General features: G+C 38.9%; 20 protein-coding genes. 13 read left to right on the plus strand and 7 right to left on the minus strand.

All coding sequences use genetic code 11. From position 1 onward, the window contains the following. Positions 1-19: 19 nt before the first annotated feature. A complete protein-coding gene (locus tag ACKTS5_RS01825) occupies positions 20-892 on the plus strand; it encodes a DMT family transporter (RefSeq protein ID WP_408042122.1) in 873 nt (290 codons plus the stop codon). A 55-nt stretch (positions 893-947) separates the two neighbouring features. Here the strand turns inward: ACKTS5_RS01825 and ACKTS5_RS01830 are convergent, their stop codons facing one another. Both ACKTS5_RS01830 and ACKTS5_RS01835 read right to left on the minus strand, forming a co-directional pair. Continuing rightward, a complete protein-coding gene (locus ACKTS5_RS01830; RefSeq protein ID WP_408042123.1) occupies positions 948-3,005 on the minus strand; it encodes an insulinase family protein in 2,058 nt (685 codons plus the stop codon). Between the two features lie 20 nt (positions 3,006-3,025). Continuing rightward, a complete protein-coding gene (locus tag ACKTS5_RS01835) occupies positions 3,026-4,342 on the minus strand; it encodes a M16 family metallopeptidase (RefSeq protein WP_408042124.1) in 1,317 nt (438 codons plus the stop codon). A 218-nt stretch (positions 4,343-4,560) separates the two neighbouring features. Between ACKTS5_RS01835 and rplU the strand changes: the two genes are divergently transcribed. From rplU to ACKTS5_RS01855, 4 genes are all read left to right on the plus strand, one after another. Beyond that, a complete protein-coding gene (gene rplU / locus ACKTS5_RS01840) occupies positions 4,561-5,046 on the plus strand; it encodes a 50S ribosomal protein L21 (RefSeq protein WP_408042125.1) in 486 nt (161 codons plus the stop codon). Between the two features lie 22 nt (positions 5,047-5,068). After that, positions 5,069-5,329 (plus strand): 50S ribosomal protein L27, encoded by a 261-nt coding sequence (gene rpmA, locus ACKTS5_RS01845; protein ID WP_408042126.1) that lies wholly within the window; start codon positions 5,069-5,071, stop codon positions 5,327-5,329. A 364-nt stretch (positions 5,330-5,693) separates the two neighbouring features. Continuing rightward, entirely contained in the window at positions 5,694-6,428 is a 735-nt protein-coding gene (locus tag ACKTS5_RS01850) for a LytR/AlgR family response regulator transcription factor (RefSeq protein ID WP_408042127.1), read from the plus strand. A 5-nt stretch (positions 6,429-6,433) separates the two neighbouring features. Beyond that, positions 6,434-8,359 (plus strand): tetratricopeptide repeat protein, encoded by a 1,926-nt coding sequence (locus ACKTS5_RS01855; protein ID WP_408042128.1) that lies wholly within the window; start codon positions 6,434-6,436, stop codon positions 8,357-8,359. On the opposite strand, the gene dinB is transcribed toward ACKTS5_RS01855, so the two are convergent. Further along, positions 8,356-9,438 carry a DNA polymerase IV gene (gene dinB / locus ACKTS5_RS01860; protein ID WP_408042129.1) on the minus strand — a complete coding sequence of 361 codons (1,083 nt, stop codon included), beginning with the start codon at positions 9,436-9,438 and terminating at the stop codon, positions 8,356-8,358. The genes ACKTS5_RS01855 and dinB overlap by 4 nt on opposite strands. 99 nt (positions 9,439-9,537) lie before the next feature. Then, the gene (rseP, locus tag ACKTS5_RS01865) at positions 9,538-10,884 is read right to left on the minus strand and encodes an RIP metalloprotease RseP (RefSeq protein WP_408042130.1); all 1,347 of its coding nucleotides are present in this window, start codon (positions 10,882-10,884) and stop codon (positions 9,538-9,540) included. A 155-nt stretch (positions 10,885-11,039) separates the two neighbouring features. Here rseP and ACKTS5_RS01870 point away from each other — a divergent pair, with 155 nt between their 5' ends. Beyond that, complete coding sequence (locus ACKTS5_RS01870; protein ID WP_408042131.1) at positions 11,040-11,717, plus strand: SCO family protein; 678 nt, start codon at positions 11,040-11,042, stop codon at positions 11,715-11,717. 4 nt (positions 11,718-11,721) lie between these two features. On the opposite strand, the gene ACKTS5_RS01875 is transcribed toward ACKTS5_RS01870, so the two are convergent. Further along, the gene (locus tag ACKTS5_RS01875) at positions 11,722-12,063 is read right to left on the minus strand and encodes an SdpI family protein (protein WP_408042132.1); all 342 of its coding nucleotides are present in this window, start codon (positions 12,061-12,063) and stop codon (positions 11,722-11,724) included. A gap of 3 nt (positions 12,064-12,066) precedes the next feature. Further along, entirely contained in the window at positions 12,067-13,392 is a 1,326-nt protein-coding gene (locus ACKTS5_RS01880; RefSeq protein WP_408042133.1) for a serine hydrolase domain-containing protein, read from the minus strand. 88 nt (positions 13,393-13,480) lie between these two features. On the opposite strand from ACKTS5_RS01880, the gene ACKTS5_RS01885 reads away from it, so the two are divergent. Genes ACKTS5_RS01885 through ACKTS5_RS01910 form a run of 6 tightly spaced genes read left to right on the plus strand, consistent with a single transcriptional unit; the run spans position 13,481 to position 18,696 of the window. Next, positions 13,481-14,692 carry an aminotransferase class V-fold PLP-dependent enzyme gene (locus tag ACKTS5_RS01885; protein WP_408042134.1) on the plus strand — a complete coding sequence of 404 codons (1,212 nt, stop codon included), beginning with the start codon at positions 13,481-13,483 and terminating at the stop codon, positions 14,690-14,692. Between the two features lie 28 nt (positions 14,693-14,720). Next, positions 14,721-15,098 carry an adenosylmethionine decarboxylase gene (speD, locus tag ACKTS5_RS01890; RefSeq protein WP_408042135.1) on the plus strand — a complete coding sequence of 126 codons (378 nt, stop codon included), beginning with the start codon at positions 14,721-14,723 and terminating at the stop codon, positions 15,096-15,098. Then, on the plus strand, positions 15,085-15,885 hold the full coding sequence (locus ACKTS5_RS01895) for an ion transporter (protein ID WP_408042136.1): 801 nt from the start codon (positions 15,085-15,087) through the stop codon (positions 15,883-15,885). Before speD ends, ACKTS5_RS01895 begins: the two co-directional genes overlap by 14 nt. Positions 15,886-15,897: 12 nt before the next feature. Beyond that, the gene (locus tag ACKTS5_RS01900) at positions 15,898-16,377 is read left to right on the plus strand and encodes a DUF4178 domain-containing protein (RefSeq protein ID WP_408042137.1); all 480 of its coding nucleotides are present in this window, start codon (positions 15,898-15,900) and stop codon (positions 16,375-16,377) included. Continuing rightward, positions 16,370-17,152, plus strand: coding sequence for a hypothetical protein (locus ACKTS5_RS01905; protein ID WP_408042138.1), 783 nt, complete (start codon positions 16,370-16,372; stop codon positions 17,150-17,152). The genes ACKTS5_RS01900 and ACKTS5_RS01905 overlap by 8 nt, the downstream gene beginning before the upstream one ends. A 5-nt stretch (positions 17,153-17,157) precedes the next feature. Beyond that, positions 17,158-18,696 (plus strand): polyamine aminopropyltransferase, encoded by a 1,539-nt coding sequence (locus tag ACKTS5_RS01910; RefSeq protein WP_408042139.1) that lies wholly within the window; start codon positions 17,158-17,160, stop codon positions 18,694-18,696. Positions 18,697-18,753: 57 nt separating this feature from the next. Here the strand turns inward: ACKTS5_RS01910 and ACKTS5_RS01915 are convergent, their stop codons facing one another. Beyond that, positions 18,754-19,458, minus strand: coding sequence for a Bax inhibitor-1/YccA family protein (locus tag ACKTS5_RS01915; RefSeq protein WP_408042140.1), 705 nt, complete (start codon positions 19,456-19,458; stop codon positions 18,754-18,756). Positions 19,459-19,846: 388 nt separating this feature from the next. Between ACKTS5_RS01915 and ACKTS5_RS01920 the strand changes: the two genes are divergently transcribed. Continuing rightward, entirely contained in the window at positions 19,847-20,899 is a 1,053-nt protein-coding gene (locus tag ACKTS5_RS01920; RefSeq protein WP_408042141.1) for a zinc metalloprotease, read from the plus strand. Positions 20,900-21,207: the final 308 nt, after the last annotated feature.

Genomic DNA, 21,207 nt, shown 5'->3' on the forward strand with positions numbered 1-21,207 from the left:
GCGCTAATAAGATGTGATTATGAGGCAACAACAGCAAAAATGGGTGTTTTTATTAGTGTTATCGCTAATTTGGGGGAGCTCGTTTATTTTAATGAAAAAGGCATTATTGGGGGTGTCAGCCATTCAATTAGGAGCGTTACGCGTGCTTATCACGGGGATATGTCTGCTCGTAATAGGCTATGCGAAGATTCGAAAAATTAGTAGAATACAGTGGAAATGGGTAGCTCTCAGTGCTTTTCTGGGGACTTTTTTCCCTGCATTTTTATACGCATTTGCCATACGGCATATTGATAGTTCCATAGCATCTATCCTAAATGCTATTACGCCTTTCAATGCGCTTTGGATAGGGGCAGTAGTTTTTGGCTTTCACTTTAAAAAAGCACAAGTGATCGGTATTCTGATCGGTTTGTTCGGAACTGTCGTGCTCATCGTTGAGGGAGCTCAAATTCATCCGAGTCAAAATTATCTTTACGCCTTATTGCCGGTGTGTGCTTCCATAGGGTACGCCTTTAATGTGAATATTATTAAGAAGCATTTGCAAGAGTTAGATGCGCTTTCTATTACGGCAGGGAACTTTGCCGTGATTATGGTACCTGCTGTTGTGGTATTGTGGCAATCGGGATTTGTTCAAGAGTTTCAATGGACTCCAGAGGGGCAGTCAGCCTTGCTCTACATTACCATTTTATCGGTGATAGGGACGGGAGTGGCGAAAATTCTTTTTAATAGGTTAATCCAAATTTCATCGCCTATATTTTCTTCTTCAGTAACCTATCTTATTCCTTTGGTTGCGGTAGGATGGGGCGTGTGGGACGGCGAGCACCTAAGTTGGCTACAAGCCCTCGCGGCCGTGGTCATTTTTATTGGAGTGTACCTAGTAAACAAGAAAAAGTAATACAAAAAAAAAGAGCCTTAGTACTAAGGCTCTTTTTATACATGATGTTAATTAACTATTTAAAATCGGCGTCGGTAACACCTTCATTGATTTTAATTTCTTTTGTGATAAACTCCATCTTCATTGGTCCCATAGTTTGAACCATTTTATGTGGGAATTTAATTCCATTAACCTCTTTGTAATCTCCGTAAGTTACAGGTACTTTGATTTCTCCTTGTGGTCCTTTTGAAGTTTTTACTTCTTTCACCTTTAAACCAGTTTTTACGTCGTAAAAGATTTCTGATTTTCCAGCGGTAATTACGTAGGCATTGCTACCGTCAACTGGCTCAATACGCACGAGTTTTCCACTGCGGTATGCGTTGTCAGCAAAAGGGGCACTGGTAGTCTGAGCTTCTTTTAAATCGTCTCCTTCTAGTGCTTTGCGTTGTCCTCTTCCTTCTTGGTATCCGGTAGTACCGTTGAATACCATTTTTTGCATTACGTTCCCCATAACAGAAACGATAGTACTCTGCTTGTTTGGCGCAGCTGATTTGATCACTAAAACTACTGGAGTTCCTTGAATAGAAGCGTTTGAAGTAGTAAGTAAAGTTTTTACTCCTGCAACTTTAGCTTTTCCACCAATAGCTTTGATATAGTTGTCAATTACCGTACCTGCGTTCATTCCGGCAGGAATAGGTAAACTCATTTTAGGTTTCTTCGTCGCGTTCGCGAACTGATCGTAATAGTTGATCTTGTACTCAGACGTTTTTTCTAAGTTCTTTAAAACATCCATTCCTTTACCAGTTACTACAATACGAGCTTTGTCACCTAAGAAATACTTGATAGCTGCGTTTTGAACGTCTTCTAAAGTTACTGCATTGATGTTCTCTAAGTACTTTTCGTAGAAGTTAGCTGGTAAATCGTAACGTGCAATGTTCAATGCAAAACGAGCAGCTGTTGCTGGCTTTTGTACATTTCTTACAAAGCTTCCGATGTATTCAGCTTTTGAGTTTTTCAACTCTTCAGCACTTACTTTTTGGAATCTGATTTTGTTGATTTCTTTTTGGATTTCAACAACAGCACTGTCAGTTACCATGTTACGAACAGCGGCACCTGCTCTAAATTTTGCAGCACCGTTTAGTTTGTCTTGTGAAATGCTTGAATACGATCCATAGGTGTATCCTTTATCCTCACGTAAATTCATAAACAAACGAGCAGTACCACCACCTCCTAAGATGTTATTAGCAAGTAATGCTGCGTAGTAATCTTTGTCACCAAGTGTTAAGTCACTCGTGTTTACAACAGCGATTTCTGACTGTACTGCATTTGGCATGTTAATAAAGTCAATCTCTGTAGTTGCTACATTTTTAGGTGTAGGAATGTTTGAGGCAGGAATAGTTCCTTTCGCCCAATCTCCAAATAACTTTTTAATTAACTTTTTAGTCGCTTTAGGATTTACATCTCCTACTACTACTAAGTACGCGTTGTTCGGACGGTAAAATGTCGAATAGTTGTTTTTTACATCCTGTAAAGTGATGTTCTTAATTGTTTCTTTGGTAACAAATTCACCGTAAGGGTGATTTTTACCGTACAACAAAGCATTTTCTACACGACGCGCAATTGCCTTGACGTTTTTCTCTTCGTTTTTAAGTCCTTCTAAGGTACGCTCGATCGATTTGTCAAACTCAGTTTGAGTAAACACAGGATCTTTAACTCCCTTAGCCATCAACTCTAAAACTTCTGGGAAGTACTTCGTCAAAGAACGGGCATAGGCACCAGAACTTCTAAACGAAACGGAAGCTCCGAGGTAATCAATGCGCTCGTTAAAAGCATCTTTAGAAATGTCAGAAGTACCATTTCCTAACAAACCACCCATGATGTCAGAAACACCAGCTTTTGATCCTTCTAATGACGGATCGTTATCGATGGTTAAAGAGGCAGATACACGCGGTAACTTGTGGTTTTCAACCATGATTACCTTTAAACCGTTAGGAAGGCTGAATTTTTGAGCTTTTCCTAATTTTACTTTTGGAGCGGGACCTGGTTTAGGTTGAACGCTTCGATCTATTTGTTGTGCGTTAACAGTAAAAGACAAGGTTACTACTGCTAATGCTGATAATATTAATTTTTTCATACTAACGTCTTACTACTGAATTATTTCTTTGATTCTGGTAAATACTCCATCACCAAACGTTGGTTCTTGTTTAAATACTTTTGGGCTACTTTTCTAATTTCTTCACGAGTAATAGAACGATAGATGTCTATTTCCGTGTTGATCAAGTTAGTATCACCGTATAATACGTTAAAACGAGCAAGTGAATTTGCAATTCCTTCAACACTTGAGTTTGAATTTACAAAGTCGTTCTCAAAGTTGTTTTGAAGTTTTTGGAAATCTTTTTCTGAAATTAAGTCTTTCTGAAGTTTTGCGATTTCCTCGTCGATTTCTTTGGTCAAATCACTTAAGGCAGTTTTACCTAATGGCAAGGCATAAATGATATACGTACCGTAATCTTCTTGACTTAAGTTAAAGGCCCCTGCTTGTAAAGCCATCTTTTTAGTATCTACGAGTTTTTTGTAGAGTACTGAACTCTTACCACTGCTTAAATACGTAGAAATCATATCGAGAACACGCGCATCTCTCGTTTTCATAGAAGGCGTTCTGTACGCTTGTACGATGGCTGGGATTTGAATGTTTGGATCGTAGGCTTTAGCCGTGAATTCGGCCGTGATCGGAGCTTCTTTAGGGAAGTTACGAACGATGTTTTCTCCTTTTGGAATTGGTCCGAAATAGGCCTTGATTAATTTTTTAGTCTCTTTGATATTAATGTCTCCTGCAACGACTAAGGTAGCGTTGTTAGGAACGTAGAACTTTTTGTTAAACGCTAAAAACTCTTCTAAAGTAGCCGCGTCTAAGTGCTCCATTTTTCCGATGGTAGTTCCTTTGTACGGGTGCTTTTTAAACATGTGTTTTTTCACGTTCTCCAAAAAGCGAGAGTAGGGTTGGTTGTCAACACGTAAACGCTTTTCTTCTTTTACCACCTCGTTTTGCGTATCCACACCTTCTTGTTTGATAATAGGGTGTAACAAACGCTCAGATTCCATCCACAACCCTAATTCTAAGTTATTCGAAGGGAATACTTCGTAATAATAGGTACGGTCATCGGTAGTATTGGCATTGTTGGTTCCTCCGTTAGAAGAAACGATTTTAAACCATTCTCCTTTTTTGATATTTTTTGTTCCTTCAAAAAGCAAGTGTTCAAAAAAGTGAGCCATTCCGGTTCTGTTAGGTTGCTCATCTTTTGCTCCAACGTGATACATTACTGATGTAGTCACTACGGGTGCCGTATTATCTTGGTGTAAGATAACATGCATTCCGTTATCTAAATCGTACTCCTCAAACTCTACTTTTTGAGCATTTACTGAAAACGTAAGTGCTACCGCAGAGGCTAGAGTCAAAACTTGTTTTTTCATTGATTACTATTTAGTTTGAATTTTTAGTCCTAGAATAGGACGCACGAACACCGTGTCTGTTACAAAAAAAGAGAAATAAATTAGTGACTAGGAGAAATAAACGGATAAATGGTTAATTTTGTGATATCTAGCTTGTAAAATGACTTGAAATTTGTATATTTGCACCCGCAATTTCTCTAAGAAGTTGTAAATGAAAGTATAAACGCAAATTAAAAAGTATGTACGCAATCGTAGAGATAGCAGGGCAGCAATTTAAAGTAGCACAAGACCAAAAAGTTTACGTTCACCGTTTACCTGAAGCAGAAGGATCAAAAGTAACTTTTGATAAAGTAATGCTTATCGAGGACAATGGAAATGTAACTATTGGCGCCCCAGCTATAGAAGGTGCAGGAGTAACTGCAAAAGTTTTAGGTCACTTAAAAGGTGATAAAGTAATCGTTTTCAAGAAGAAAAGAAGAAAAGGTTACAAAAAGAAAAACGGACATAGACAATACTTAACTGAGATTCAAATCGAGGGTATTGCTGCATCTGGAGTAAAAAAAGCAGAAGCTAAAAAAGAAGCTCCTAAAACAGAAGTAAAGGCTGAGTCTAACGACTTGAGCGCTATGACTGTTGCTGAATTAAAGGCTTTAGCTAAAGAAAGAGGTATTACTGGATACACTTCTTTAAAGAAAGCTGAATTAATTGAAGCGTTAAGTAAATAATTAACTTAAAAAACTTACAAAGATGGCTCATAAGAAAGGTGTCGGTAGTTCGAAGAACGGTCGTGAATCGGAATCGAAACGATTAGGAGTAAAGATTTTTGGAGGACAAGCAGCTATTGCTGGTAACATCATCGTTCGCCAAAGAGGAACACAACACAACCCAGGTGAAAATGTATATATGGGGAAAGACCATACATTACACGCAAGAGTTGATGGAGTTGTTCAATTCCAAAAGAAAAGAGATAACAAATCATACGTTTCTATCATCCCATTTGAGGCTTAAGAAACTATTTGATGAAGAAATAAAGTCGTACGTTCTGCGTACGGCTTTTTTTTGTCCTCGATTTAAAGCGATGAAAATCGATACAAAAAGAAAAAGCACTGTTCTACAGTGCTTTTTCGTTTAATTATCATTATTGATTAATCCCCCAATTATCAAAATGATTCCCCTTGTATATTACACTGCAAATATGGGGCGAAAATATAATTTAATAAAACCTTAATGTATAATTTGCATATCTGTATGTATAATTGGTAACTATAGTGGTATAGTAGGTTTTAGTATGAGGGTATTTGTATGAATATTAGAACATTTGGATTTTTTTTTGCGCTTTTTATAAGTTACATTTGATACAAATACGTGATTTATGTTAAAAGCTGTAATTGTTGATGATGAGCCTAAGGCGATACAAGGCCTCACTTGGGAACTGTCTAATTTTAATCATGATTTAGAAGTCATTGAAACTTTTACAGAAGCGGAGAAGGCGATTGATTATATCAATACCAATACTTTCGATTGTTTGTTTTTGGATATTGAAATGCCTACCATGGATGGTTTTCAGTTGTTGGAGCGGTTGGAAAAGAAAGACTTTGCTATTGTTATTACTACGGCCTATAACGAGTACGCAATTAAAGCGCTCAAAAATCAGGCTATTGACTATTTGTTGAAGCCCATCGATAGCGATGACCTTGAAGAAACCATTAGCCGCATCAAAAAACACGATCGCCAGCAGAACAATACGGATAAATTTGATCAAATTCTATCGAGTTTTAATCAAAAGTTTAACCGTCGAAAAATTACTATCAGTACCGATGGTAAGTTGGTGTTTTTGGAAGAGTCAGAAATATTATTTGTCGAGTCGGACGGAAATTACTGTACGATTCACACCACCAATACCAAAAAAATTGTCATTACTAAAAAGCTAAAAGAAGTGAATACCCTATTGCCCGATGATCACTTTTTTAGAATTCACAATTCCTATATCATAAACCTGAATAAAATCAAAGAGTTTTTGAAGTCGGAAGGTTATGTGGTTCTGGAAAACGGTCATAAAATTCCTGTTTCTAGACAGAAAAAATCTGATTTTCTGGATAAATTTTAAAGTTAATGAAGCGTTTTTTTCTCTTTTTTTATGCTGTGTTTGCTGTTGTGATGACGGTACAAGCCCAGCGCTTGACTATTGACAATGCGAAAGTTTTTAACGATTTCTTTGAACGACGGGATTGGGATTATTTTGAGATACAGCGCTATTTTAGGAATTATCGATTTACCAACGAGCAAATTCAAGAATTGTACGAACGCAGCAAACGAGAGAATAATGTGCTCGGAGAAATTTATGCGCTAAACCTCTTCGGACGCGACTTCCGCAATAAAACACTGTACAAAGAATCACTGACCAATCACATCAAAGCCTTAGACCTGTGCCGTCAGTACAAGAGCTTGGAAGGGGAGGTCGTTACCTTGAATCAAATAGGAGTGGTGTATCGAAGACAGGACAAAATTCGCAGCGCCCTTAACTACCATCAGTACGCCTTGGAATTGACCAACCGTTTTGAAAAGCAAACCTTGGAAGTGAAAAAGTGCCGCAGTATTTCTGAAAATAGCATCGGGAATATTTACCTGGCGCTCAAGCAGTACAAATTAGCCTTGGACAAGTTTGAGAAAAACTTAAAAACCCAAGAAGAGCTAAAAGACAATCGCGGTATGGCCATCAACCATCAAAATATGGGATTCGCCTTTCAGCAATTGGGCGATTTGGACAATGCCCTTAAAAACTACTACGCATCACTGGCCTACAACAATCGCAATCGATCGAAAATTGGGAAGGTTATTTGTCACAACAGTATTTCTAATGTGCTTATTTCAAAAGGAGAATACGACAAAGCCTTGCAGTATATAAGAGAAGTGGAAGACTTGGTTAAGCATATCGGAAATAATTATTACGTGTCAGAGGTATACAATACCTTGGGGTATTGCCAGGTAAAGAAAAATGACTTGGAAGCTGCGGAGAAAAATATCAAACGCGCCCTGGATACCGCCATCAAATACGGAGTACCTAACAATGTTAATAAGTCCTACGAATACTTGTCGGAGATGTACAAGATTAAAAACGATTATAAGCAGGCTTATGAATACTATCGCAAATCGATAGAGGGGAACAAGAAAATTTTTAACGACAGGAACATATTGTATGTGAATAACCTCATTAATAAGTACGACAATGAGGTAAAGAACAATAAGATTAAAAGTCTGGCTAAAGAGAACGAGATTACGAAGTTAAAATTGACCAGAAACAGAAATGTACTTATCATAGCCTTGGTGTCCATAGCGCTGTTTGGAGTACTGTTGTACGCGATTTATGGACAGCGTTTGTTGAGTAACGACAAAAAAATACTGATGTTGGAGCAAGAGGCGTTGCAAAGCCAAATGAATCCGCATTTCGTATTCAATGCGTTGAACTCTATTAAATTGTATATCATCAACAACGAGCAGAAGAATGCGGTGTATTACTTGAACAAGTTTTCTAAGTTAATACGGAGCATTTTAGAATCATCGAAAACCAAGGAAGTTACTTTGGCAGATGAGTTGAAGACGATGAATTTGTATATGAGTATAGAGAATATTCGCTTTTCCAATGAAATCCATTATTTAGAAGAAGTAGATACCTCGCTAAACTTAGAGAAAGTTAAGGTGCCACCACTGATTTTACAGCCCTTTTTGGAGAATGCTATCTGGCATGGGTTATCGTCTAAAAAAGGAGCGAAAAAAGTGAGTTTGTCCGTAACCAAACTCTCGGAACACTTTATTCAAATTGATATCGAAGACAACGGTATCGGTAGAGACGAGGCGATGCGTATTAAAAAAAGCAAATCGCTACAGCGAAAATCGATTGGGATTGAGCTAACGAAACAACGACTCCGTAATTTTACAGACGAATTTCAAAATAGTTTTTCGTTGGTGTATACAGATTTAATTAATCAAGAAGGTAGTCCTTGTGGTACGAGGGTGTCCTTGACAATTCCGTTGATTTAGAAGTCAAACCGAAGTTGCACCCATACTGGACTTCTCTTTTCGGTATCGAGGTTGCTAAAAGAAATTCCCAAGAGACGAACAGAGTCTTTTAAGGCGTCCTGGTAGAGTAATTCTTTGATAATTGGCATAAAGTCAGCCTTAGCATCTATAAATTGACTGAGGGTTTTGCTTCGCGTTTGCTGCGAGAAGTCACCGTACTTTATTTTCAAAGTGACGGTTTTTCCTTTGGTCTTTGATTTTTTCATGCGTTTCTCCAATTCCACGGCAATTATTTCGAGGCGTTCGAGCATGTATATTTCGGAAGAGATGTTTTCACTAAAGGTGCGCTCTGCAGCTATGGATTTTCGAATGCGATCAGGCTTTACTTCGCTGTGTTGGATACCGCGAACAATGTGGTAATAGTGATTGCCCGATTTCCCGAACAGCCGAGTGAGCTCCGGCAAGGTTTTTTTCTTTAAATCTAGCCCGGAAAAGATACCTAAGTTGTGCATTTTTGCGGCGGTGACTTTACCAATACCATAGAACTTGTTAACGGGAAGTGATTCTAAAAAAGGGAGTACTTCACTAGGATGAATGGTTTTTTGTCCGTTGGGCTTGTTGATGTCAGAAGCGACTTTAGCAAGAAATTTATTGATTGAAATTCCAGCAGAAGCACGAAGCTCAAGTTCCTCCCAAATACGATCTCGAATTTCCTGTGCTAGCAAACTGGCAGAAGGATTTCCTTTCTTGTTTTCTGTCACGTCTAAATACGCTTCATCAAGTGACAAGGGTTCAACGAGGTCGGTATAATCGTAAAAGATTTCTCGAATTTTGGTAGAGATTTCTTTATAGCGATCAAAGCGCGGTTTTACAAAGATAAGGGTGGGGCACTTTTGTTTGGCTAGCACTCCACTCATCGCCGACTTTACACCAAACTTTCGGGCTTCATAGCTCGCTGCGGAAACGACACCGCGTTTTTCACTGCCTCCAACAGCGAGTGGTTTGCCGCGTAGTTCAGGGAAGTCTAATTGCTCAACAGAAGCGTAAAACGCATCCATATCAACGTGAATAATTTTCTTAAACGGCCCTTGTAATTCCATAAGGTAAAAATAAAGAAATAGCCTTGGATTACGAGTAGAAGGCATAAAAAAACACCTGAGTGAAAACTCAGGTGTTTGTAAGTATTTCTATGTGTTATTTTATTTAAAGGCTCTAAAAATATCGTTACCATTGGCAAAAAGTAGGAGCGATAACAACAATACAAATCCTACGATTTGTGCGTATTCTAAGAATTTATCACTCGGTTTTTTACCAGTAATCATTTCCCAAAGCGTAAATACTACATGTCCTCCATCAAGAGCAGGAATAGGAAGTAAGTTCATAAACCCGAGCATGATAGAAAGGAAAGCCGTAATTCCCCAGAAACTCTGCCAGCTCCAACTCACAGGGAAGATGTCCATAATCGACTTGAATCCTCCGAGTCCTTTGTAGGCACCAGTACTAGGATTTACTATTTTTTTCATCTGCTTGATGTAGTTCGTCAAGGTTGTCCAAGCTTTGTTGGTACCTGCCGGAATTGCCTCAGCAAAGGTATAGGTCTTGCTCGCTAAGCTGTAGTATCCTAACTTTTCTAAGGTCTCCATGCTTACTGGGGTCCATACAACTCCGATATTTCCGCTGTTAGAAACTTTTGCAGGGATGCTTTTTGTCTCTTCACCGCGTTTGATAGTCAAGGTGATGTCTTGTCCCTTTAAAGTCTGCAATAATGGTTTTGCCTGGTCGTAATAGCGAATTGGCGTATTGTTGATTGCAGTAATTTGATCTTTTGGTTTAATATCTGCCGAACCATTGATAGAATCTTTTGCTAGGGCCTTAATCACAAACGGATAACGAGGAGTGATAAATGGACCTGCATTTTTTCCGCGGTCTACGAGTTTAGAAATGAAATCTGTAGGGATTTCACTTGTAACTACTTGTCCGTTGCGCTCAATACTGTATTGATTTCCGTTGATGAGTTCTAATGGGATTTGACCAAAGCGGTCGATCTTTTTTCCATCGATGGTTATAATTTTATCACCTGTTTTCAAGCCTAAGTCCATGGCAAGTGAATCCGTAACCCACACTCCGTCTTTGACGCTGTCATTAGGTAAAAACTTTTCACCGTACCCATACATCAAGAAAATATAGATGACGATACCTAAAATAAAGTTTACGGTAACACCTCCGAGCATGATAATCAAACGTTGCCAAGCAGGCTTTGAGCGGAATTCCCAAGGCTTTGGCTCTTCTTTCATTTGCTCTTTATCCATACTCTCGTCGATCATACCGGCAATTTTAACATAGCCTCCCAAAGGAATCCATCCGATACCATAAGTAGTTTCTCCTATTTTCTTTTTGAATAATGAGAATTTGTAATCAAAAAATAAATAGAATTTTTCAACTTTGGTTTTAAATAATTTCGCTGGGATAAAGTGTCCTAATTCATGCAATACGATAAGGAACGACAAGCTTAAAATAAATTGTGATGCTCTTATTAAAATTTCCATAAATGGTTTTTTCTTCTTTTAAATCTGACAAATGTACGTTTTTAAAAAGAGTTCTAAAAGTTTGAGAGAAACTCAGTTTTTTGATTTAACAAACTTTTTACGTCTCTGCGATTAGTACCGTGATTTTAGTCGTATTTTTGTATAAAAATAAAGATATGGATTTAAAGTTTTTTAAGAAGTCAAAGCGCACATTTATCTTCTTGATTCTTTTTTCAGTAATCGGATTGCCTGTATTCTATCATTTGGTAAAGGTAGATCCTAAGTTAAAAGTTTACAATCCAGCAGATATCAACCCTAAATTGGTAGATGAATCGGTTCGTTATAAAACCAAGAACCACCGCGTAGCGGATTTTGAATTGCGCAATCAAAACGGAGAGCGCATTACCCAAGAAGATTATAAGGATAAAATTTACGTGGCTGACTTTTTCTTTACGAGCTGTCAAACCATTTGTATCATTATGGCGTCGAACATGACGGTCTTACAAGACCATTACAAGGATGATGACGAAGTGATGTTTTTGTCGCATTCCGTAACTCCAACCATGGACAGTATTCCCGTTTTGAAGGCCTATGCGGCCAGAAAAGGAGTTATCGACGGTAAGTGGAATGTTACGACTGGTGATAAAAAGCACATTTACAACTTGGCGCGTAAAAGTTACTTTGCTGTTTTAGATGAAGGAACCGGAGATGAAAATGATTTTATCCACACAGAAAACTTTGTTTTGATCGATAAAGAACGTAGAATACGAGGTATTTACGATGGAACAAAGGTGGAGAATATGCAGAAAATTATTGACGATATCAGTTTGTTAAAAGAAGAGTATAAAAAGTAGTCGACTACTTTTTATTCCCCTCTTCATCAAAATTTTTACTGAGTTCTTGTTCTGTTTTTACAACAGAAGCGCCTAAGGTGAGTAGCATTAATCCCATAGGTTGCCATGAAATTTCAAATTGTAAGGCCGCCAAAATTAAGGCCGCAACAAGTGTGATACTCGCGTAGCGAACAAATTGTTGTCCGAAAACAGCATTGGCAAAATGCCAAATTTTTTCGTTTTTGGTAGTTTTTGGAGTTCGGTAACCGTAAAAGGTATTTACTTTCTTAGGTGGATAGTAGTAGAAAATAACACTTAAGATAAATAAAAGCCCGTTAATTGAGGCTACGTAGTAATACGAGTTCATATATTAGTTTTTTATTGATGCTATAACAGCGCTCAAAAATACATTAATATCCGCGTTTTTTGTCAATCCCATACGAACAATTACCAAATCTTGTTCTGGTAAAATAAATACGTTTTGTCCTTGGTACCCATTAAAAGAATACATGGATTTCGGAACGTCAGGATAGCGTTTTCCCGCGTTGAGCCATATTTGAGCTCCGTACCAACCATCAGAAGTAGGAGTGGGTGTAGTCGCGTACTTTACCCAGTCTTCGGTAAATAATTCTTCGTTATTCCAACAACCGTTGTGTAGGTATAGCAGTCCTAATTTCGCCCAATCTCTCGGCGTTGCCCAAGCATAAGACGACCCGACGTAGTTTCCGTTCATGTCCGTTTCAATGAGCATGGAGTTCATACCAATTTTATCGATGAGCTCACGATACCAAAAATCTAAGTATTCTTGGTGCGAGGCAAACTGTTGTCGTAGAATTCCAGAGAGTAGATTGGTTGTCCCCGATGAGTAATTCCAGGTAGCATTAGGAGTGCCTACTAAAGGTTTTGTAATTTGAGTCTGGGTCATGTCTTCTTCTAAAAAAAGCATTTTAGTAACGTCAGAAATCGTATTGTAGTCCTCTACCCATTCGAGTCCAGAGTTCATTTGGAGTAGGTTGTGAATGGTGATCTTTTTTCGTTCATCATTTTTCCAAGCTTCGATAGGAGCCGGTGCGTGTACATCTATACCTCCTTGTGTTTGAAGTATCCCAAACATGGTTGAGGTAATACTCTTGGTCATTGACCAACCTAGCAGTTTGGAATCTTTTGTAATTGGAGCGCTGTACTTTTCATAGAGCAATTGGTCTTTGTGAAGAATTACCAAAGCCCTGGTTTTATTTTTGGGGGCAAACAAACTGTCAACCGCAACCTGCAATTTTGCGTAGTCCACATGGCTAAAGGTAGTATCAACAGCGGCTCCTTTACCAAAAGGATACGGAGCGAGGTTTGCGTTGGGGTATCTGTTCGGAACCGCATACGGAGCGGCTGGGTCAAAGTCGTCGTTTACCAATACAGCACCTAATCCGGGGCGGTATACTGCTTTTCTGGTGAGAAGCCCGTATACAGAGCCTTTGGCCCACTGCTCATCGCGATTGATTTTATCGGTGGTTAAATTAATCGGTGAAAAATTATTGTCCGTACTATCGGTAAAAGCCAAGCTGCGTTCTCCTACAAAAACGGAAGATGCGGTATTCTTAGCAGAATAGCCTGCCAGAATGTTTAACTTGGGGTAGTTGAGGTATACAACGACGATGATGAGGGCTAGCACTACCCATAAAGCTCTTTTTAAAATTTTCATTATCAGTGTTTTTAACAAATGTAATAATTTAATCGATTGTTGGCTATTTAAAATTGCATGCCGTACCTTTGTATAAATTAGAGGATTTATGTTAGATATCACTAAAATTAGAGCTGATTTTCCAATACTTAACAGAGAAGTTCACGGAAAACCTTTAGTATATTTTGATAACGGAGCGACGTCACAAACACCACAGGTGGTTATCGATACCATTGTGGATTACTATACTACTTACAACGCCAATATTCACCGAGGGGTGCATACCTTGAGTCAAGAAGCAACGGACAAATACGAAGAAGCCAGACTCAAAGTACAAAAGCACTTTAATGCTAAAAAGGCCTACGAGATTATTTTAACGGCAGGAACAACCCACAGTATCAATATTGTGGCTTCAGGATTTGCAGCGCTTTTAAAAGAGGGCGATGAAGTGATCGTTTCGGCTTTGGAGCATCATTCGAATATTGTTCCTTGGCAAATGCTCTGTGAGAAAACAGGTGCTGTTTTAAAGGTCATTCCTATGGATGAGCAGGGAGCTTTGCGAATGGATGTATTCCACGAACTGTTGAACCCTAAAACAAAACTAGTTTTTTGTAATCACGTATCAAATGCTTTAGGAACTATCAATCCTATCGAAGAACTCATCCATGCGGCTCATAAATTTGGGGCTTATGTCCTCATTGACGGAGCACAGGCTTGTCCGCATATCAAGCCCGATGTACAGGCGTTGGATGTTGATTTTTACGTGGCTTCTGCCCATAAAATGTGTGGTCCTACAGGCGTGGGAATGTTGTATGGTAAAGAGGAGTTACTCAATATGCTACCTCCGTATCAAGGTGGAGGAGAGATGATTGAGACGGTTACTTTTGAAAAGACGACCTATGCTGGATTGCCTCATAAATTTGAAGCAGGAACTCCTAATATTTGTGGAGGAATCGCTTTTGGTGCTGCTATTGATTATATGAATGAGGTAGGTTTTGAGGGAATTGCAGCCCAAGAAACAGCACTGCTCGACTACGGAACCAAAGCATTGGAAGAGATCGATGGATTAACAATCTACGGAACTAGCCATAAAACTTCTGTGATTTCCTTTAATATTGAAGGGATACACCCCTATGATATTGGAGCGATCTTAGACAAGCTTGGAGTGGCTGTAAGAACAGGACATCACTGTGCTCAACCTATTATGGATTTCTTTGGCATTCCAGGAACGGTAAGGGCATCTTTTTCATTTTACAATACCACAGAAGAAATAGACGTGTTGGTAGCCGCGGTTAAAAAGGCAAAGATGATGTTGTCATAATTACCTCGTTTTTATGTACTTTTGAGGCATGAAAAAGAGTTTAGGCTATCAAACAACCATCGATTATTACGACTGTGATGCCGGAGTAATCAACTCGGTAGACACTGTCAGAGCAATATTAGTAAAGGCGGCAGAAATTATGAAATTATCTGTCGTCAATACTACCATCCACGAATTTTCCCCCATCGGTATTAGTGGGGTTTTGGTGATTGAGGAAAGTCATATTGCCATCCATACTTGGCCAGAACACAACTACGTGGCCTTGGATTTCTTTACCTGTAATGAGCGCTATGATTTGACAGAGGGCATCAAGTGGATCCAAGAAAAGTTTAAAGCAAAAAAATATAGAACACAATCCAGTCAACGCGGATTTTTAGACGAAATAAACGAGGATGAAAGTGCTTAAAAACAAATTAGCCTTGTTGGTTGATGACGAACAGGGAACCATGCGGGGAACTGCATTTTTCGAGTATTTTATTTCAGCACTGATCGTCGCCAATATGGTTGCCATCGTATTGGAGTCATACGAGGAAATTATGCCCGTTTACGGAGATTGGCTCATGAATTTTGAGCTTTTTTCGATAGGAGTATTTACAGTGGAATACCTCATTAGAATTTGGGTTTCCGACGAGCGACATCCAGAACTTCCCGCCTGGAAAGCGCGCTGGAAGTACATGACTTCCTTTTTAGGATTGGTCGACTTGTTGGCAATACTACCCTTTTATTTGCCTTATTTGCTGCTCATGGATTTGAGAATTTTAAGGAGTTTACGCCTGTTTAGGTTGATACGCTTATTAAAATTAAATCGTTATTTTACCTCTCTGAGGCTCATTAGAAATGTAATTTTAAAAACAAAAAATGAGATTGCCGTTACCGTATTTTTAGTTTTTATCTTATTGGTACTGGCTTCTACCTTGATGTATAACATTGAAAAACAAGCACAACCCGAGGCCTTTAAAAACATTGGTGAGTCGATGTGGTGGGCCGTGGCAACACTGACAACTGTAGGGTATGGTGACGTGTATCCCATAACGGGCTTAGGTAAATTACTGAGTGCCTTTATCGCGCTCTTAGGAATTGGTATAGTAGCCCTTCCGACAGGGATTATCAGCTCTGCTTACATGGAAGAATTTAGAGAATTGAAAGGGAAAACTACGAGCTGTAGTTGTCCTCATTGTGGAAAAGAATTATAAAAGTAAAAAATTATGTTTGGAAAATCGACAACAGAACCCTTAGAGCGCTTGCGTGTAGGGTGTAAATTTGAAGTTTATGGAACTGACTGGGAAATCGTAGCTATTGGAGAATACGATTGGAAAATGGACGGTTCGTCTGTAGAGTATACCTTGAGCTCAAAAGGTAAAGAGGCCTATTTAGAGGTAGAAATTTACAAAGGGGCGTACGAAGTGTACTTCAGTAAGGCAATTAGCATGGATCAGGGTGATATAGAAGAAGGTCTGGAACGAGAAGAACTGTACTTCAACGGAAAAACCTACGAATTGGACGAGGTATACGAAGGGGATTTTAGAAATTTAACAGCCCGCTCGGCTCGCGAAAATTTAAAGTGTTTTCAGTTTTATAAAGGCGATGAATTTGTGACGGTTGAATTGTGGAGTGATGGAAGTTTTGAAACGTTTTTAGGGGAGGAAATTAAAGCAAAAAAAATTAAAAATTTACGTTATGAATAAGTATCGTTTACTACTGCTAGGAATAGCAGTGGCATTGGTGAGTTGTGGTGATAACTTAAAAACGGCTAAAAAGGTTTCTGAAGAGCCTATTGAACAGCTGATCCGAAAGTTTAAATGGAACGATTTTTCTGTCGTTTTAGACGATATGAAAATTGGAGAAAATCCGGAATACCTCTTGTATCAGCACAAGTATAAGGTGTTGAGTATGGAGAAAGATTCACTCCATGTATACAAGCAACCTTGGCGTGTGGTGAACAAAGAATTCTTTAAAAAACACGAGAATGACTTGGGAATGGAAATCTACTCGAAACACGACGGAAAGGTGTCGCGAATAGCGAAGCCTGTTGGGTTCGGATGGGCCATTGGAAACGAAAAACACGGAGAGTGGGTAACACAGAAAGATTCGACTAAGACCGCTTCTGGTTCTCATTCAAGTAACCGCGTATGGCGATCGCATTCGATGAGTCCGTTTTTTTGGTATTGGTTAGGTTCGCGTAACAGAGGTCCTGTATATAGTAATGGTTTCAACGCTTACCAAAGAAATGCAAGTGAAGGAAGAAGCTATTACGGACCAAATGCTTCGAGCGGTACCTATGCCTATGGTACGCGTAGTAGTTATGAACGAAAAAACCGTTCTAATTTCTTTACGAGAAAAATGCAGGATATGAATAGGTGGAATGGTTCTGTTAGAAGAAAAAGCAGAACATCGAGTAGTTCATCGAGATTCTCAAACGGGTCTTCAACGCGTTCGCGATCAGGAGGATTTGGAAAATAAGCAAGGTGGGATACAGTAAAAAACAAAAATCACTCGCATTAAAAATAGCCTTGTTTGCAACGGGGGTGAGTGGCATCGTAGCAGAGTATATTTTATCGACTTTGGCGTCTTATTTTATCGGGAATGCCATCTTACAGTTTACCTTAATTGTTTCGATAATGCTGTTTGCAATGGGCTTAGGGAGTAGGTTTAGCAAGCGCTTTACCTCTCAAGTAATCGTCTGGTTTATACTCACCGAATTACTGCTGTCCATACTCGTATCGTTTTCAGCGTTGGTAGCCTACTGGGTGTACGGTGTTACGGACATTTCTTGGTTGGTAATTTACTGTCTTTCCATCGCTATCGGACTGCTGATCGGTTTGGAAATTCCCTTTGCCACCCGAATCAATGATGAGTTTGAAGAACTCCGATTAAACATTTCCAGTATCTTGGAGAAAGATTATTTTGGAAGTTTGTTGGGTGGGTTATTTTTTGCCTTTGTCGGCTTACCGTATTTAGGGTTGACCTATACGCCTTTTGTACTGGGGATATTGAATTTAACCGTTTCGTTTTTCCTGTTTAAGATATTGCAAGAATACATTGCGCCTGCTGCAAAACGAGGACTGAAAATGGCCTATGCCTTGGTAACGCTTGCTATTGTTGTTGGAGTCTATTTTGCAAAACCCATCGTGAAGTACGGAGAACAGGTAAAATACAAAGATAAAATTGTATTTAGTGAGCAAACTCGGTATCAAAAGATCGTGATTACTCAGTGGAAAAATTGGCATTCTCTCTATATTAATGGCAATCAGCAATTGTCGTCATTCGACGAGTTTATGTATCACGAACCCATGGCTCATATCCCAATGAGTTTATTAAAACAACGAAGTAATATTTTAATTTTGGGTGGAGGTGATGGCTGTTTGGCTCGCGAATTACTGCGGTATCCAGAAGTCAAGTCAATGACCTTGGTTGACCTCGATCCGCGCATGATTGCATTGGGAAAATCCTACCCGGTGTTGAAAGAATTGAATGAGAATGCCATGAACAACCCCAAGGTAACTTGTGTTTCTGAAGATGCGTTTAACTTTTTAGAAAAGGCTCCTGCGCAATTTGATGCCATATTTGTGGATTTGCCCGATCCTAATTCAGTTGATTTGAATAAGTTGTATACGAAGCAGTTTTACCAATTGTGTTATCAAAAGCTACGTGAAGAAGGGGTGTTAATAACTCAGGCAGGAAGCCCATACTACGCTACCAAAGCTTTTTATTGTATCGATAAAACCTTTCGAGCTGCGGGCTTTAAAACCCTCCCAATGCACAATCAAGTGCTCACTTTAGGAGAGTGGGGCTGGGTGTTAGGAATGAAGAAACCAGTAAAAGGAAGAATCATGGATACCCGAGGTTTTGAGCGGATGAAACTAAAATGGTTAACAGCAGAGGCCATACCACAGTTAATCAGTTTTGGAAAACCTTTGGTAGATACAACTGGGGTGGAGGTCAATACCATTTTTGAACCTAAATTATACACCTATTACCGAGATGGTAATTGGGACTTATACTAAAAAAGCATCGCCGAAGTGGACGATGCTTTTTTTATACTGTTAAAAGTGGCTTCGTTATTAGTCGCGCGACATTAAAATTTGAAGCACGTACCAGAATAAAAGCATTAACGAGGCAAACAAGCCTAATGCTGCTGGAATATATTCTTCGTTGGTGTATTCATGTACCAAATTAGACGTTTGGTAAAGGATGCTTCCTGCCGCTAATACACACATACCAACAGAGAACCAAAGCCCCAAATTAAATCCGAAAAGGGTTCCTGCAATAATGAGGGCGATCACAATAAAAAACCCAATTGATAAGATAGACCTTAAAAAAGAAAAGTCTTTTTTGGTGATAAACACAATTGAAGAGATTCCTGCGAACAGTCCTAACGTTACGATCGCTGCTTGTTGAATTAATGCTGTGCTATTTGTAGTTTCAATAGCGATGTAAATCAACGGAATAAAAATAAAGGCTTCTGCGAAAATATAAGTGGCATAGGCCAGGTATTGCATGTTTTTGTCGGTGGTTTTCAGTGCGGTACTTTCTGCGTAATTGGTGATGAGCATAAATCCTCCTAGCAAGAGTAACCATTTATAGCCTTGCGTCATTGAAACCGCAAAGTTTACGATACTCGCGCTTTGCAAGAACATAAACTCAAATAAAAAGAATAGCAATACACCTCCAGCAACGTGTGCATAGGTCTTTTTGTAAAAGGCAACGCGTTCCGCAGCAGAAAGTTGGGCAACGGCAACCTTGTTGTTGTCAAATGAATTTTCCATGTGGTAGTTTTTTTGGAGTAAAGATAGGAATATTGATAGGATACTCTGATGTTTGAGAAAGGTGTTTTTATTATCGATTGAAAATTCTATGAATAACCATTTTGAACGGTTTATTGTTTAAAATTTGACGTTTTTTGGTTAATTGTTTAATTTTTAAATATTTAGAATCGTTATTAATAGTTGGCTCGCTAGTGATGACTGCTGGGCTTGTTACCTTTATTTTGTGTTAAAAAAAAACTAAATTATTGTTAAAATTATTATATATATTGTGAATCGTTAAAAAAGCCCTTCTAAAATTATCGATAATCCAAAATACTGGTAATTTTTTTAAAGTTTGTTTATTGGGGAACTTAACAAACTAGATTAATTAATTTTTTAAATTTTAGACATGAAAAAAATGTTTTTAACTGTAGCAGTTGTGGCTGCTACCCTGGTAGGATGTCAAGACTCAGCAAAAAATGACGAAATCGTACCACAACAAAGTATCGACATGAGTGATTTCTATGTTGAAACGGAGGACAACCACGCAAGGGGAGGAAATGATCTTTGTCATTCGATGAAGGTATTAAACAGACAGGTTAAGGAGAATCCTGGTCTTTACAAGAAAATGTATGATATCGAGTACGCAACGCGTCAGTTTATTGCAGCTAAAAAGGGAGGAAATGGAAATGGTAACGGCAACGGTGGCGGTGGCACCGGTGGCGGTGGCGGAGGATCTACTCCAGATAATTTAGGAGTGATTACCATTCCGGTATACATTCACGTAGTATACAGCAATTCTAATGAGAATATTAGCGATGCACAGATCACTTCTCAAATGAGAGTACTCAATGACGATTTTAGAAAGGCGAACTCAGATGCTTCGAATACACCAAGTGAATTTGCTGGAGTTGCTGCAGATAGTGAAATAGAATTTACCTTGGCAGGAACGTATCGTTATGCGAATTCAAGAACTTCATGGGGAACTAATGATGCCGTTAAAGCTGAGTATCCGCCTATTACTCCAGCAACCCATTTAAATATTTGGGTGTGTAATATCGGTGGAGGAATTCTCGGATATGCACAATTCCCAGGAGGAAATTCAGCAACCGATGGCGTGGTATGTGCACCTCAGTACTTTGGTACTACAGGTTACGTATCGTCACCGTTTGATGGAGGTAGAACTATGACTCACGAGGTTGGTCATTATTTGAATTTACGTCATATTTGGGGTGATGGTAGATGTCGTCAGGACGATTTTGTAGCGGATACACCATCATCAGACGGTCCTAATTATGGATGCCCTTCGTATCCAACCGTTAACTGTCGTTCCAATGATATGACCATGAATTATATGGATTATACGAACGATGCTTGTATGAGCTTGTTTACCGAAGGTCAAAAATCGAGAATGAGAGCGATTTTCCAGTCTGGAGGAGCAAGGGCCTCAATGCTTAACTAATACAATTTTAAAAGGATACTTCGGTATCCTTTTTTTAGCGCTAACAATTGCTATGCAATTGTGTAGTTGATTGCGGAAATAGTGATCCCACTGTAGCACAACGTTTCTCATCCATGCCATAATGAGTTGTTGAATGGCTCTTTGTAATTTTTGATTCTAGTATAATGAATAGCCTATATGTGGAAAAGGGTTGAATTACTTTTGGTATCATTTATGCAGATGGAGTAGGAAAGGCTTTGTTCTTACACTGTCTAATAATTGCGAATGAATGAAGTGGATTAGAGGAATGCTTTGTAAGATATACGTCT

The sequence above is a fragment of the Tenacibaculum litopenaei genome, assembly GCF_964514025.1.
Lineage (GTDB): Bacteria > Bacteroidota > Bacteroidia > Flavobacteriales > Flavobacteriaceae > Polaribacter > Polaribacter litopenaei.

Excerpts from the sequence above, each read along its gene's own strand:
- ACKTS5_RS01825 (WP_408042122.1), top strand. The coding sequence starts at position 20 with ATGAGGCAACAACAGCAAAAATGGGTGTTTTTATTAGTGTTATCGCTA.
- ACKTS5_RS01830 (WP_408042123.1), bottom strand. The coding sequence starts at position 3,005 with ATGAAAAAATTAATATTATCAGCATTAGCAGTAGTAACCTTGTCTTTT.
- ACKTS5_RS01835 (WP_408042124.1), bottom strand. The coding sequence starts at position 4,342 with ATGAAAAAACAAGTTTTGACTCTAGCCTCTGCGGTAGCACTTACGTTT.
- rplU (WP_408042125.1), top strand. The coding sequence starts at position 4,561 with ATGTACGCAATCGTAGAGATAGCAGGGCAGCAATTTAAAGTAGCACAA.
- rpmA (WP_408042126.1), top strand. The coding sequence starts at position 5,069 with ATGGCTCATAAGAAAGGTGTCGGTAGTTCGAAGAACGGTCGTGAATCG.
- ACKTS5_RS01850 (WP_408042127.1), top strand. The coding sequence starts at position 5,694 with ATGTTAAAAGCTGTAATTGTTGATGATGAGCCTAAGGCGATACAAGGC.
- ACKTS5_RS01855 (WP_408042128.1), top strand. The coding sequence starts at position 6,434 with ATGAAGCGTTTTTTTCTCTTTTTTTATGCTGTGTTTGCTGTTGTGATG.
- dinB (WP_408042129.1), bottom strand. The coding sequence starts at position 9,438 with ATGGAATTACAAGGGCCGTTTAAGAAAATTATTCACGTTGATATGGAT.
- rseP (WP_408042130.1), bottom strand. The coding sequence starts at position 10,884 with ATGGAAATTTTAATAAGAGCATCACAATTTATTTTAAGCTTGTCGTTC.
- ACKTS5_RS01870 (WP_408042131.1), top strand. The coding sequence starts at position 11,040 with ATGGATTTAAAGTTTTTTAAGAAGTCAAAGCGCACATTTATCTTCTTG.
- ACKTS5_RS01875 (WP_408042132.1), bottom strand. The coding sequence starts at position 12,063 with ATGAACTCGTATTACTACGTAGCCTCAATTAACGGGCTTTTATTTATC.
- ACKTS5_RS01880 (WP_408042133.1), bottom strand. The coding sequence starts at position 13,392 with ATGAAAATTTTAAAAAGAGCTTTATGGGTAGTGCTAGCCCTCATCATC.
- ACKTS5_RS01885 (WP_408042134.1), top strand. The coding sequence starts at position 13,481 with ATGTTAGATATCACTAAAATTAGAGCTGATTTTCCAATACTTAACAGA.
- speD (WP_408042135.1), top strand. The coding sequence starts at position 14,721 with ATGAAAAAGAGTTTAGGCTATCAAACAACCATCGATTATTACGACTGT.
- ACKTS5_RS01895 (WP_408042136.1), top strand. The coding sequence starts at position 15,085 with ATGAAAGTGCTTAAAAACAAATTAGCCTTGTTGGTTGATGACGAACAG.
- ACKTS5_RS01900 (WP_408042137.1), top strand. The coding sequence starts at position 15,898 with ATGTTTGGAAAATCGACAACAGAACCCTTAGAGCGCTTGCGTGTAGGG.
- ACKTS5_RS01905 (WP_408042138.1), top strand. The coding sequence starts at position 16,370 with ATGAATAAGTATCGTTTACTACTGCTAGGAATAGCAGTGGCATTGGTG.
- ACKTS5_RS01915 (WP_408042140.1), bottom strand. The coding sequence starts at position 19,458 with ATGGAAAATTCATTTGACAACAACAAGGTTGCCGTTGCCCAACTTTCT.
- ACKTS5_RS01920 (WP_408042141.1), top strand. The coding sequence starts at position 19,847 with ATGAAAAAAATGTTTTTAACTGTAGCAGTTGTGGCTGCTACCCTGGTA.